Origin of the sequence: Nocardioides sp. Leaf307 (genome assembly GCF_001423135.1) — a bacterium.
In the GTDB taxonomy this organism is placed as follows: Bacteria; Actinomycetota; Actinomycetes; order Propionibacteriales; family Nocardioidaceae; genus Nocardioides; species Nocardioides kribbensis.
Window position 1 is genome coordinate 770,460 of record NZ_LMNY01000001.1, and the last position, 11,937, is coordinate 782,396.

The window sequence follows — 11,937 nt, forward strand, 5'->3', positions numbered from 1 at the left end:
GGGGGCGGGTCTGCTCCTGACGCTCGCGAGGGTGCGTGCGGTGCGACGCCCACAGCTCGAGCCGCGCGTGCTGCCCTACGTGCGCGACCTCCCGCAGGTCGCCGGCACCGCCGCCGCTCGTCCGGGTGGGGCCGCCGGCCGGTCGAGCACCGTGGTGGGACAGGTCTTCGGGCCGCTGGTGAGCAGCCTCGCCGCCACCGTCGAGCGGGTGCTCGGCGGAGCCACCTCGGTGCGCCGGCGCCTGGAGCGCGCCGCCCTCGACTCCTCCGTGCAGGAGTTCCGGGTGGAGCAGGTGCTGTGGGGTCTGTGCGGCTTCGCCGTCGCCGCGGCGTGGGGCCTGCTCCAGGCGCTGTCGGATCCCACGGGCGCTCCGCGGTCGGCGCTGCTGTGCGTGATCGCCTTCGCCCTCGGCGTGCTGGCCCGCGACAACCGCCTCTCCGCGCAGGTCGCCGCGCGGGAGCGGCAGGTACTGGAGGAGTTCCCGACCCTCGCCGAGCTGCTCGCGCTCGCCGTGGCCGCGGGGGAGAGCCCGGTGGGGGCGCTGGACCGGGTGGTGCGGCGCAGCGGGGGAGCGCTGAGCGCCGACCTCGCCGCCGTGCTCGCCCAGATCCGCACCGGCGAGCCGGTGGGCGCCGCCTTCGACCGGCTCGCCGCGACCACCGGGCTGCCGCTGGTCTCACGCTTCGCCCAGGGCATCGCCGTCGCAGTCGAGCGCGGCACCCCGCTCGCCGACGTGCTGCACGCCCAGGCGGCCGACGTGAGGGAGGCGGGGCGTCGCGAGCTGATCGAGTCGGCGGCGCGCCGCGAGGTGCTGATGATGGTGCCGGTCGTCTTCCTCGTGCTGCCCGGCTAAATACGTCACCATCGAGTACTGCTGACCCTAGGGTGAGAGCGCCCGCCATCGCCGTGCTCACTCCGTCGGCAGACTGCCCAAGTGGCTCCCGGTGTTGGGATGAGTGCGCTGACGTGCAGAAGGACATAGGTTTACACCCATGCCTGACGAAGAGGTCCAAGAGCGTGGACGCGAAGGCGTGGGGATGGTGAAGACTTGGCTTGAGGCAACCACCTGGATGCAATTTCCGTTCAACGCGTACGAGGACGGCGATCGATGCACCGTTCCCCTACTTGGAGGTAAGCGAAAGAAGTTCGACCTTCGGGGTTTCCACCTCGGCGACAAGAATAGTCGCCGTTATATGACGGTTGAATGCAAGCGCTACACAAGCAGAGGTGGCCAGTACAAGGAATTCCGACGATTTCTCGCTATCGCCTACAGTGCGCATGCAATGCACGTAGAGTTGTATGGTAAGTCGGAGGCGGAAGATTTCGTATGGGTCACTAGTAATCCGTTTGTCACCGATGGGTGGTCGGACCTCTGTAGCGAAGACGCCATCACTGACGCGATCACCGATCAGGCAAACGCCGACCTAGTCACGGGTCATGAACTTGATCCGAAACTCGTGCGCGAGGTTCAGGCTGGGATCTGGCTCCTTGTGTTCGATGAGAAGCAGATGGATGTGACACTCACCCCCGAAGAACTTAAGAACGTCATGACGGTGCTTGAGAGGGAAGGTCCAGGGCTATGGCGGGGCTAGACGAAGAAATCAGTGTTGCTCAATCTGAAGATGACTTATTCGAATACATGCGACTGGTCAAGCGTGCTGTCGTGCGCTCCGTCGAAGAACTCGACAGTTCCATCTCTATAAAAGACACCGGATACTTCAACCATAGTGCCTTCCCGGACCTAATTCTAAAGTGGCCAAATCGACCCGAGCGTCCACTATATGTTCGTCGGACGTACGAAGAACTGGAAGCTGGCCACGACGTAGCGCGTCTTGCAAACTCCTCGCCAGTCTTTCTTGCCGTGGGGCGTTCGAACCTTGGCAACCGCCAGGTAACCCAAAGTAGGTTGGGAGTCGACGATGTTCCGAACCGGCAGGTTCTCGTCACGAACGCGGCCACGATCGACCTTTTCAACGAAGATGCTGGTGTTGAGGGCGGTTCTCCCTTAACGGGTGCCGTTGCCGCCAATCTGCTCCCCTCTGGCAAGGGTCTCCTTGACGAAGAGCGAGCCGAATCGGTTCTGCGGCCTGACGCCGACATTCTCTTAGAGCTTGGTGAGGTCCTCACGCCGGCCGCACTGCAGAGTCTGAGCACAGTCGTCGGCGTGGTCTCTGCGGCTAAAGGCGGAGAGTTGCCCGCAACCTTAGAGAGTTTGGAGCAATTCTCCCCTGAGGAAGTCCGCGAACTTCTCCCATGGCTCCTGCGCGCTGACGGCATAACCGACAGTGCAGAATTTTGGGACTTCATTGCGAGGCGGGTCAACTTGAAACACATCGAGGCGCTGTCAGAGGACCTTGCAGATCTCGATCTCACACCGCTCTGCAGCCGAGGTTGGGACAACTGGCAGAGCCAGCGTGCTGGACTCGGAGTAAGATTCGTCGATCCCGATCGCGATTCACCCTACGAACAGTGGGTAATGCGGGGGAAGCTCCTCACATATGAGGTAGGCGACGCTTCTTTCCGGTTCTCGACCTATGGTCAGGCCATTAAAGAAAGGAACTCGGTCTCTAGCGCTACCTGGGAACTGGTTGAGCCGACCCTTACTGATGCAAGCTTGCTCAATGTAGTGCTACGCGGAATCGTGCGACGGATTCGGGTGGGCGCTGAAGAGTCGGGCGATATTCGAGAGGACACGAGGTCAATCTTGCAATCTGTTAAGGACCGGTATTACGTCGACGAGGTCACGCTGCGCTACGGGCTAGCGTCCGAGGCGCGATCCATTCGTCTCGACTTGGGCAACCAGATCGCCTATAACGACGGAAACGCATCGCTCCGTGACATGGTCAGGGTTCTAGCGCGCACGGGAGCTTACCGGTCGCCAGTGGACGTCCCCGGTCTAGGCGCACAGGAAGGATTGGCAGAATAGGCTGTTGTGAATCGCGCCATCCCGGCGGTATGGGAAGGCGATGCCGTTAACGTGCCGCGTCCATACTGGCGTTTTAGCAACACTCTATATCGTTTTCGACGCACTGGCCCGCCTCAAGCCTCGTGACTCGGGGTCGCCTGAGGCCACGAATAGCGCTGCAGAGTAACCGGCATCCCAAGAGCCGTCTTGAAGTCCTTTCCGCGCTACCCAAAAAGAGTAACGAGGCCCAGTTGCTCATTCTCGTACTTCAGTGCAGCGCGTAGTCTGGTGACCCTTCCATTGTTCGGGAACTCAATCATTGCCGCAAAATTTGAATAGTCTTTCTCTGAGTTCCAAACCAGGTTATAAATATAGCTGCTGCTGAGTTTCTCCTGGATGCTCTGGGCAATTTGCTCGGCCGTCAGCCCCGCGAGGTCGGCCCTTATCAGACTGCCACTTTTCTCCTTGGAAAGGTACTCCAGTTTGCTGGGGTCGAGGTGCAACGGAACCGATCTAGGGTCGCGCCAGATGCCCGCCACTGCGGCGAGTGCGAAATGACCATCGTTGAAGGCAAAGCTGGACAAGGAGGATTCAATTTTGTATCGGAGGAAGAGGTCGAAGTGCAGTCCGTTGATGGAGTAAACTGAGTACCCCAGATCCTCGAGCGGCCACCCCGGCGTGTTTTGATTGACGTCAGGAAGGGCGTCGTCAACATGGCTCGTTACGAACTTTCCAGCGAGTTTCACATACTTGGACCCAAGGCAGGTGGCGAGCATATTTTTGGTCGCCCCGGAATAGGTGCAATCCACGTAACCGAAAGCTCCGGGATTCCCAATGACGCCCGACGTCAGTTTGAAGAAATTACTTTCGCTCAAGTTCGTTAGATAGATCACATAGATTTGGTGGGGAATTAGGATTTTTGGCCGGTCCCACAAGACAGCTTCCCGGTCCAATGCCTTGAGCACTTCATTCAAATCAGGCCAGATCAAATCGCCACTTAGAAGGCTGTGGTTCCCCCTCCTGTCGATAAGTGGCAGAACTGCTCTTGCGGCCTCGTCGCCGTAGGAGTCGCGCATCTGGCGCGAATCGAACAGCAAGGCCACCTCCTTTCGGCCGACCTGCGGGGTGAGCGCAGTCCTCAATTCGTCGTAGTTTATGTGACGTAAGGCTAACTGCGAACGGGTGTTTGTAAGGGCGCTGGCGACTGCGCTTCGGATTTCCGGTCCCGATGAAGCGGGGTCTTGAAAAATCACATCTAGCGTGATGTTGTCGCGCGCCTCCAATGTGTGGAGTCTAAGATCTGGCGGGGTCACGCTCGAGCTTTCGGTCGCCAATTCAGGATTCAAAATGTTCGGTCCTAATTGTTGGTGTGGCTGGAATGTATAAATTCTGGTGAGCGCCATGATATATGATTTGACCGCGCGGTTCCTCCGTCGATAGTGCGCCCAGAAACATTCGACCCTGTTGACTTTCAACAATTGGTAGGCGCGTGGTCTGTCCCCGGCCGGACTCACTCCCATGCCTCTGCATGTGTACTCTGCCACTATCGACAGCATGAGGGGATGTCTAACAATGGCTAGCGACAGTGACCAGGTTCGGATTCTTGCAGATGGCTGTCCGCCGGACATGGAGAAGTTTGCGTTCGATATAGAGGTGCATGCGCCTGACCTGGACTCGACCGACGTAACGAAGCGGAAGACCGGATGGGTCGACGCCAGCTATGGATCTGAGACCGTTGGCTACCTCTACTTCGGTTTCGTTGGGGACGATGTAATGATCACCAGTATCAAGACAGCCGCTGAATTTCGTTGCCGAGGATGTGCGCGGCAGATGTTCGATTCCCTTGTGGCCCACTTCCCGGATCGGGCTATACGAGATGGTGGGAACTCGAATGACGAGGTCGGCGACTTCGTTCTCGGACGTTGGCGGGAGCAAGGCATTCTAAACGATCTATGAAGCGCGACCAGTCGTTCAACGACCTCCACGGGTTACGTACACTAATCGTCCGTTTTGTGTAAGGTCGACCTATGGCCAACCGCTCCGCGACTGTGATTGCTTATCTGCGAGTGTCTACCGAGGAGCAGAGTGTTTCCGGATTAGGTCTTGCTGATCAGCGAACCGTCATCGCATTGGAGGCGACGCGTCGCGGGTGGAGCGACCTGGAGTTCGTGACCGACGATGGGTTCTCTGCCAAGAACTTGTCACGTCCGGGTATCGCCGCCGCCCTGGAGTCGCTGCGGTCTGGAGATGCTTCGGTCCTGGTGGTCTCGAAGCTCGACCGACTGTCACGCTCGATTCTCGACTTCGTCACTCTGATGGATCGTGCACGCCGAGAGGGCTGGGAACTCGTGGTGCTGGACCTCGCCATCGACACCACGACCCCAAGCGGCTCCTTGATGGCCAACGTAATGGCTGCGTTTGCTGAGTACGAGCGTCAACTAATCGGTGCCCGCACCTCCGGTGCGTTGCAACAGCTCAAGGCGACGGGGGTTCGACTAGGGAGACCCCGAGTACTTTCTGGCGCGGTTACGAAGCGCATCGTTGATTCATGGGAATCTGGCCACGGTCTGAGCGCGATTGCACGAGCCTTGAATGATGACGGAGTTCCCACCGCCAGAGGCGGCGTGCGCTGGTACCCGTCAACTGTGCAGGGAGTTCTCAGATCTGCCGAGTTGGACGCTGCGGCGTGGGCAACATAGGAGGGGGGGTGTGCTGTCGCACAACCCCTCGACTTTCTCCTACTTCTCCTACTTTGCTGACCATCTTCCGGGTTCGAACTCGGCAAGGCTGTATTCGCCATGACGACGCACCCATGCCCGAACTGCCTCATTCGCTCCGCCCTGATCGTCTGGGATATTAAATGCCCTCACCATGTCTGCGGCGGTGAAGTACCCAGGAAGTCCTGCAGACTCAACTGGCAGATCGCCTGATGTAGGCAGATTGACTATTTTCTCATATGGACCTTCCGCGTTCTTGTTTGAAATCATATCCTTCTCCTTATGTTTGTTTGATGTATTTGTTCGATGAGCAGACTTAGCCCTTGGTAGGGACTAAGTCAGAACTTCGATGGAGTTCCCCTAGCGTCACCAGTGGTGACAGAGCGGGCGTGTGCCGATCGGCTTCTCGCGTAGGACAGGCTCTCCGTTTTCCCCTACTGCCAGATCCATAGTCGGATCATCGTCGGCTCTTGTGCGCAATTGCACTTGCGGCTGATTCGGTCAGTCCAACCTTGGGCAGTCGTTTCGCACCTGCCCGCCGTGCGGGTCTTGCCGTACCAATAGGCAGGGGAGCTCTGACGTTTTCTCCTGCGGTCGTCTCCCGACAATCGCTTTTTTCGTCTGTCTATCTTGATGGCAGGGGGAGAAGACATAAAGAAAACCCCACAGGTGGGAGCCGACACCTGCGGGGCAATCGCATGTTCAATGCGAAAATTTGATCGCTGTTACGTGTTGCAGACTACTTTCGTTTGGCTTCCATCTACTCATTCATTTTATCACGGGGCGATTCTTAATGCCAACCTTGGAACTTTCTTTAACGCCGATCTAGACTATTTGACCCTGCTGTGGTCCATCTAGATGGTGGATCCAAGATTCGTAACTGTAGATCTTCCACTCTTGCTTACTCAGCTCCTTCGTCAAGGCTTCCTCCAGGTTTTCCATCAATGCGTACTCTGCTTCGTTATTGACTGCTACTCGCGCTTCGACCGAGATTAGATAGCGGACATCGGCTTCATGCAGCGCGTCCGGGCTGGGGTTTCGAACCAGTCCTTTCTCTCTGATTTCCTTCTGTCGCTCCGCTAGTGGCTTGAGAAGGAACTTTCCCGCTTCGGTAACTATTTGTTCTAGCTTTGCAAATTTATTCATAATTTCTCCTCATGTGTCGGGTCGATCTCTTCGGTGAGTTCGACTGATGCAAGAGAACCATGCTCGATTTTTGCCTGTCAAGGCGGCATCAAGGTGGACGTGAAATCTAAAAGTGTCTTAGTCCAATCTTATTCAAGATAGTACGGATCCGCTGCTCATGTTCCGTCGCCATTTAATTCGATGCCTAGGCTCGCGAAAGCCGCAGCTATGTCGGTGAATACCTCTCCTCTGTTGATCCACGACAGTCGCTTGTCGTCGAATTTGGAGCCGACTCGACCTCTCTTCAGTCTCACTCCAGCTGCGTAACGGAGTAATGCTTGTCGAGGGTCCCTTTCCCAATCCTCTTCGGACGTGGCTCCAGTAATTGTTCGTCGGGTTTGTGGTGGCGGAGTATTTTTGCGGAGCTCCTTGAGGCCCTGTAGACGCTCTGAGAGTGCCTGCATGTCTGCGTCATCGGCCTGCATGGCGCGGGTAGTTTCGTGAATTTGGCGGTTGATTTCGTCGATGTCGTGGTCCGACGAGACAACCTCGTAACCCATGGCCCAGCGTCCATTAAAGTCCCGGAAATATCTGCGTTCAACAATGGCTTCGAGATTGGTCACCTGCTGTCCGCACCCGTCTTTTCCCTGGCACTGAAATACTCTCACCTTTTTTCCATGCACCGTCTTGGCGTTCCGATGCATCTTTCGGTTGCATTCGCCACACCAGACCAAGCCAGAAAGGTACGACTCGGATCGGCTGGCGTACGGCTGACTAGTCTCCAGAATGCTTTGAAGTTTTCGAAAGTCACTGATACTCAAGATCGCGAGATCTTCTCGGATTACGGGCATGCCTTCGCTGCCGCGAAGGACATCGGCGCCGCGCACCTTTGTGTTATTGCCGGGGTTGTATGCGGTCATCCCGGCAAGAACAGGGTTGGAGAGCATCCGCTTTGTGACTGTGATCGTCCACCTAGCAGCGCTGTTGCTTCGAGCGGTGCGCGGTGCCACTTCGTCTAGCCAGCCCGCAACGCTGTTGAAAGAGTCGCCCCGCATGACTCTTTCCGCTGCCTCGATGACGTATGAGATTTGCTCTGGGTCCTTGGCGAGGACCTTGCCCGGGCCGTCTGGATTGGGAATGTTGCGGTAGCCAAACGGTGCGGCACCTCCCGGCACCCGACCGGCGGCAATCAGGGACCTTCGAGCGGCCTTGACCCTGGACCGGATCGCGTCGGCTTCCATTTCAGCGAAAACTGCCAGCATCGTCGCGAATCCGCGGCCCTCCGTCGTCGTCATGTCGATGTTTTGCTCGACCGCCGCGACGCCCGCTCCACGCTTCTGCAGTGCTTGGTCTGCGTGGAGGAAGTCGAGCACCTTGCGCGCCAGTCGATCTATCTTCCAGATCAGTACGAGGTCGTATGTTCCCTTTGGGTGGGCTAGGACCTGTTGCCAGCCGCGGCGGTTCTCAGGAGCGTTCGCCGATGCGCTCACGCCGTCGTCTACGTACTCTGCGACGACGGTCCAGCCTCTTGCCTTGCACGTGTCGCGGCCCGCCTGCAGCTGGCGCTCGATGCTCACTGACTCATCAGTGGTGATCGATAGGCGCGCGTACAAAACCACCCTCTTGCTGGTCATACCCGAAGGGTACTGATCTGGACTGGTTGCGTGCTCCCCGTGACCGTGCTCTTCGCCTTCTGGCCCGGTGTCGTGGGCCTCAGCCTGGTCGCCCCCTGACCCGGCGCTCGACCTCTCGGAAAGGAACCTCCTGTGACCACTGCGACCCTGCTCCTCCTCCGCCTGCACCTCCTCCTGCGGCTGCGGCTGGCCCCTCCGGGGCGCCGGCGCGACGGCCGCGGTGACGTGCCGGGCTGGGTGCTGGTGACCGTCATGACCGCGGGCCTGGTGGTGGCGCTGTCGGCGGTCGCGCGCGACCAGCTCACGGCCCTGCTGCGGGACGCGCTGAACTCGGTGAAGTAGTGGGTCGGCGGGAGGACGGCTCGGCGGTCGTCGACTTCGTCTTGGTGCTGGTCGTGCTCGTGCCGGTGGTGCTGGGGGTCCTCCAGGTCTCGCTGACCCTCTTCGTGCGCAACACCCTGGCCGCGGCCGCGGCCGACGGTGCCCGGATCGCCGCGACGGCCGACGCCGACGGCGGTGACGGGGCGGCGGCGGCGCGCGAGCAGGTGGCCGGCGTGGTCGCGGCGCGGTACGCCGAGGACGTGCGGGTCGAGCGGGTGCTGCTCGACGGGGCGCCGGCGTACCGGGTGACGGTGACGGCGCGGGTGCCGGCGCTCGGCATCGGCGGCCCGGCCGTGGAGCTCGACGTCGCGGGCCACGCCGTCGAGGAGCCCACCGTGGAGGGGACGACCCCGTGAGCCGGCGCCGCGGGAGGGGTGAGGACGCGGGCAGTGCGCTCGTCGAGCTGGTGTGGCTCGGCATCCTGCTGCTGGTGCCGATCGTGTGGATCGTGCTCAGCGTCTTCGAGGTGCAGCGCGGAGCGCTCGGCGTGAGCGAGGCCGCCCGCGCCGCGGGCCGGGCCTTCGCGCTGGCCCCCGACGACGCCACCGGCAGGGCGCGGGCCGAGGCCGCCGCCCGGCAGGCCCTCGCCGACCAGGGGCTCGAGGACGTCGGGGTCGACGTCGCCGTCAGCTGCGTGCCGAGCCCCGACTGCCACAGCCCGGGCTCGGTCGTGACCGTGCGCGTCGACTCCGGCGTGCGGCTGCCGCTGCTGCCCGACGCCCTGGGCGGGGGAGCGCCCAGCTTCGCCCTCGACGCCAGCCACACGGTGCCGATCGGTCGCTACCAGGAGGCGGGGTCGTGAGGGCGCGGGGCCAGGACGAGTCGGGGCAGATCAGCCTGCTGGTCATCGGCTTCGCCTTCGTCCTGCTGATGGGCGTGGCGGCGGTGGTCGACGCGACCGCGGCCTACCTGCACCGCTCCGGCCTCAACACCCTCGCCGACGGGGCCGCGCTGACCGCGGCCGACCGCGCCGGCGAGGGCGAGCAGGTCTACACCGACGGCCTCGGCGGGGAGCGGCTGCGGCTCACCGAGGCCACGGCGCGCGGCGCGGTGCAGGCCTACCTGCAGCAGGTGGGCGCCTACGCCGAGTACCCCGGGCTCGCCGTCGCGGTGAGCGTGGCTCCCGGCAGCGACGAGGTCACCGTCGAGCTGCGCGCCCCGCTCGACCTCCCGCTGAGCATCCCGGGCTCGCCGGGCGGCGCCGTGGTCGGCGCGACCGGGTCGGCGGTGGCGAGCATCGGCTGAGCCCGGGGCTCGCCACCATCAACGGCGCACCTCGACCGACACGAGTCGGTCGCGACCCGGCCCACCCGAGGCGGTGTCGCGGCCGGGACCGCCGTCCAGCAGGTCGTCGCCGGCCAGGCCACGCAGCAGGTCCCGGCCCCGACCGCCGTCGACGTCGTCGGCGCCGGCCCACGCCACGACCAGGTCGTCGCCCGGCCCGGCGAGGAGCAGGTCGGCCCCGGCGGCGCCGACGAGGAGGTCGTCGCCGCCCCCGCCGCGCACGGTGCCGGCGAGCGTGGCGGGGTCGGCCGGGCCCACCTCGCCCTGGAGGCTGAGCCGGTCGTCGCCCGGGCCACCGGCGAGGCGGTCGCCGCCGCCCTCGCCCTGCACGTCGTCGACGACGTCGGACCCGCGCAGCACGTCGGCCTGGGGGGAGAGGTGCACGCGTCGCCACGGGCCGACCAGCCGGTCCTCGCCCTCGCCGTGGGCCGTGCCCGCCCCGAGGTCCACGGTCACGGCGGTGGCGGAGCCCTCGAAGGTGACCACGTCGAGGGGCTCGCCCGAGCGGGGGTCGGGGCCGGCGTCGAGGACGTCGTCGCCCGGTCCGCTGAGCAGCACGTCGCCGATGCGGTAGGAGCCGTAGGGCTCGGGGGCGTCGACGTACCCGTCGAGACCGCCGAGCAGCACGTCGTCGCCGGCGCCGCCGTCGAGCCGGTCGCCGCCCGCGCCGCCGCAGAGGACGTCGTCGCCGCCGAGGCCGTCGACGACGTCCTGTCCGTCGCCGGCGTCGATGACGTCGGGTCCCTCGGTGCCCACGAGGTGGTCGTCGCCGGCCGTGCCGAGGAGCGTTGGCTCGTCGCACGCCCCGCCCGGAGCCTGCGCCCCGGCGGGGGCGACGAGGCAGGTGGCGACAAGGCAGGAGGCGCCGACGGCCAGGGTCACGAGGCGTGCCCGGCGGGCGAGGTGGGAGATCACGCCTTTACGTTAAGGCGCTCACCACCGCTTGCGCAGGCTGGCGACCTCGGAGTCGGACACGATGCGCTGCAGGCGGCCCAGGGCGTGGTCGCGGTCGCGCAGGAAGCGGTCGAGGAACGCGGTGCTGGTCGTGCGCAGCACCGGGTCGCCGCCGGTGTCGAGGTCGTGGCCGACCCCGCTGAGGGTGATCAGGCCCTTGGTGCGGCGGGCCTGCTGGTAGGTCTCGCGGGCGCCGGCGTAGGGGATGACGCTGTCGGCGTCGCCGTTGAGCATGAGCAGCGGCGGCCCGCCGACGGGACGGAAGGTGGGGTCGAAGGACGTGCCGGCCTTGGCCACGACCGCACGGATGCGGCCGTCGCGCTGCTCGCTGTCGACCAGCGCCAGACCGACGATGGCGCCCATCGACGTGCCGATGTAGCCCACCGGGCCGCCCTGGCGGACGCGGCCGGAGAGCAGACCGCCGGAGCGGTCGGAGACCGCGCGGACCGTGGTGAGGGTGCGTCGCACGTCCTTGGCGTAGCCGGCGATGTCGAACCCGCCGGGGAAGGTCGGGGCGGCCACCACGTAGCCGGCCTCGACGAGGTAGCCGTGGAGCGCGGCCGCGGAGGCGCCGTCGCCGCCCGAGCCGTGGCCGGCCAGGACCAGCGGGGAGACCCGGCACACCGGCGTCGCGCCGACGCCGTCGGAGGTCGCGGGGTAGGCGACGGTGGCCGGGAGGTCGCGGCCGCGCGAGCGCACGGTCACCGTGGTGGTGCCGACGTGGAAGGGGCCGCTGGCCTCGACGCAGCCGGAGCGGCGGGGCTCGGCCGCCGCGGCGGGGGCCGGCTGCGGCGCGAGCGCGGCGAGCGGGAGGAGCGTCGCGGTCAGGGCCGCGAGGGCGAGCAGGACAGGGAGCAGCGGCCCGCGGGCCGTCGAGGTCTGTGGGAAGAGGCGCACCAGCCCGAGCCTGCACCACGCGGCGACCCGCCCGCATCGC

General features: G+C 63.5%; 13 protein-coding genes. 8 read left to right on the forward strand and 5 right to left on the reverse strand.

Annotated features, from left to right (window positions below):
* Nucleotides 1–40 precede the first annotated feature (40 nt).
* The 3 genes from ASF50_RS03580 to ASF50_RS18800 all read left to right on the forward strand — a co-directional run bounded on the left by ASF50_RS03580 (nt 41) and on the right by ASF50_RS18800 (nt 2,926).
* The gene (locus ASF50_RS03580) at nt 41–853 is read left to right on the forward strand and encodes a type II secretion system F family protein (RefSeq protein WP_235557541.1); all 813 of its coding nucleotides are present in this window, start codon (nt 41–43) and stop codon (nt 851–853) included.
* Nucleotides 854–992: 139 nt separating this feature from the next.
* The gene (locus tag ASF50_RS18795) at nt 993–1,592 is read left to right on the forward strand and encodes a hypothetical protein (protein WP_156718061.1); all 600 of its coding nucleotides are present in this window, start codon (nt 993–995) and stop codon (nt 1,590–1,592) included.
* Nucleotides 1,593–1,663: 71 nt separating this feature from the next.
* Nucleotides 1,664–2,926: a hypothetical protein gene (locus tag ASF50_RS18800; RefSeq protein WP_156718063.1), complete on the forward strand. Its 1,263-nt coding sequence runs from the start codon at nt 1,664–1,666 to the stop codon at nt 2,924–2,926.
* 203 nt (nt 2,927–3,129) lie between these two features.
* On the opposite strand, the gene ASF50_RS18805 is transcribed toward ASF50_RS18800, so the two are convergent.
* Nucleotides 3,130–4,308: a hypothetical protein gene (locus ASF50_RS18805; RefSeq protein WP_156718065.1), complete on the reverse strand. Its 1,179-nt coding sequence runs from the start codon at nt 4,306–4,308 to the stop codon at nt 3,130–3,132.
* 624 nt (nt 4,309–4,932) lie between these two features.
* Between ASF50_RS18805 and ASF50_RS18320 the strand changes: the two genes are divergently transcribed.
* Nucleotides 4,933–5,604, forward strand: coding sequence for a recombinase family protein (locus tag ASF50_RS18320; RefSeq protein WP_082502723.1), 672 nt, complete (start codon nt 4,933–4,935; stop codon nt 5,602–5,604).
* An 843-nt stretch (nt 5,605–6,447) separates the two neighbouring features.
* On the opposite strand, the gene ASF50_RS18810 is transcribed toward ASF50_RS18320, so the two are convergent.
* Together ASF50_RS18810 and ASF50_RS18325 are read right to left on the reverse strand one after the other, a co-directional pair.
* Nucleotides 6,448–6,768 carry a hypothetical protein gene (locus ASF50_RS18810; RefSeq protein WP_156718067.1) on the reverse strand — a complete coding sequence of 107 codons (321 nt, stop codon included), beginning with the start codon at nt 6,766–6,768 and terminating at the stop codon, nt 6,448–6,450.
* A 155-nt stretch (nt 6,769–6,923) separates the two neighbouring features.
* The gene (locus tag ASF50_RS18325; protein ID WP_082502725.1) at nt 6,924–8,381 is read right to left on the reverse strand and encodes a recombinase family protein; all 1,458 of its coding nucleotides are present in this window, start codon (nt 8,379–8,381) and stop codon (nt 6,924–6,926) included.
* Nucleotides 8,382–8,513: 132 nt separating this feature from the next.
* On the opposite strand from ASF50_RS18325, the gene ASF50_RS03595 reads away from it, so the two are divergent.
* From ASF50_RS03595 to ASF50_RS03610, 4 genes are read left to right on the forward strand one after another with little or no spacing between them, the layout of a single operon-like run.
* Complete coding sequence (locus ASF50_RS03595; RefSeq protein WP_200919137.1) at nt 8,514–8,723, forward strand: hypothetical protein; 210 nt, start codon at nt 8,514–8,516, stop codon at nt 8,721–8,723.
* Complete coding sequence (locus ASF50_RS03600) at nt 8,723–9,118, forward strand: TadE/TadG family type IV pilus assembly protein (RefSeq protein ID WP_056863606.1); 396 nt, start codon at nt 8,723–8,725, stop codon at nt 9,116–9,118. Before ASF50_RS03595 ends, ASF50_RS03600 begins: the two co-directional genes overlap by 1 nt.
* The gene (locus ASF50_RS03605; protein ID WP_056903513.1) at nt 9,115–9,564 is read left to right on the forward strand and encodes a hypothetical protein; all 450 of its coding nucleotides are present in this window, start codon (nt 9,115–9,117) and stop codon (nt 9,562–9,564) included. Before ASF50_RS03600 ends, ASF50_RS03605 begins: the two co-directional genes overlap by 4 nt.
* Nucleotides 9,561–10,007 carry a pilus assembly protein TadG-related protein gene (locus ASF50_RS03610; RefSeq protein ID WP_056903514.1) on the forward strand — a complete coding sequence of 149 codons (447 nt, stop codon included), beginning with the start codon at nt 9,561–9,563 and terminating at the stop codon, nt 10,005–10,007. Before ASF50_RS03605 ends, ASF50_RS03610 begins: the two co-directional genes overlap by 4 nt.
* Nucleotides 10,008–10,025: 18 nt before the next feature.
* Here ASF50_RS03610 and ASF50_RS03615 read toward each other — a convergent pair whose 3' ends face one another.
* Together ASF50_RS03615 and ASF50_RS03620 are read right to left on the reverse strand one after the other, a co-directional pair.
* Nucleotides 10,026–10,961, reverse strand: a complete 936-nt coding sequence (locus ASF50_RS03615) for a calcium-binding protein (protein ID WP_056903515.1) — start codon at nt 10,959–10,961, stop codon at nt 10,026–10,028.
* A gap of 18 nt (nt 10,962–10,979) precedes the next feature.
* Nucleotides 10,980–11,897 (reverse strand): alpha/beta hydrolase family protein, encoded by a 918-nt coding sequence (locus tag ASF50_RS03620; RefSeq protein WP_056903516.1) that lies wholly within the window; start codon nt 11,895–11,897, stop codon nt 10,980–10,982.
* Nucleotides 11,898–11,937: the final 40 nt, after the last annotated feature.

Bases quoted from the DNA above. Each gene is read 5' to 3' on its own strand.
- ASF50_RS18795 (WP_156718061.1), top strand. From the start codon at position 993: ATGCCTGACGAAGAGGTCCAAGAGCGTGGACGCGAAGGCGTGGGGATG.
- ASF50_RS18805 (WP_156718065.1), bottom strand. From the start codon at position 4,308: ATGGCGCTCACCAGAATTTATACATTCCAGCCACACCAACAATTAGGA.
- ASF50_RS18320 (WP_082502723.1), top strand. From the start codon at position 4,933: ATGGCCAACCGCTCCGCGACTGTGATTGCTTATCTGCGAGTGTCTACC.
- ASF50_RS18810 (WP_156718067.1), bottom strand. From the start codon at position 6,768: ATGAATAAATTTGCAAAGCTAGAACAAATAGTTACCGAAGCGGGAAAG.
- ASF50_RS18325 (WP_082502725.1), bottom strand. From the start codon at position 8,381: ATGACCAGCAAGAGGGTGGTTTTGTACGCGCGCCTATCGATCACCACT.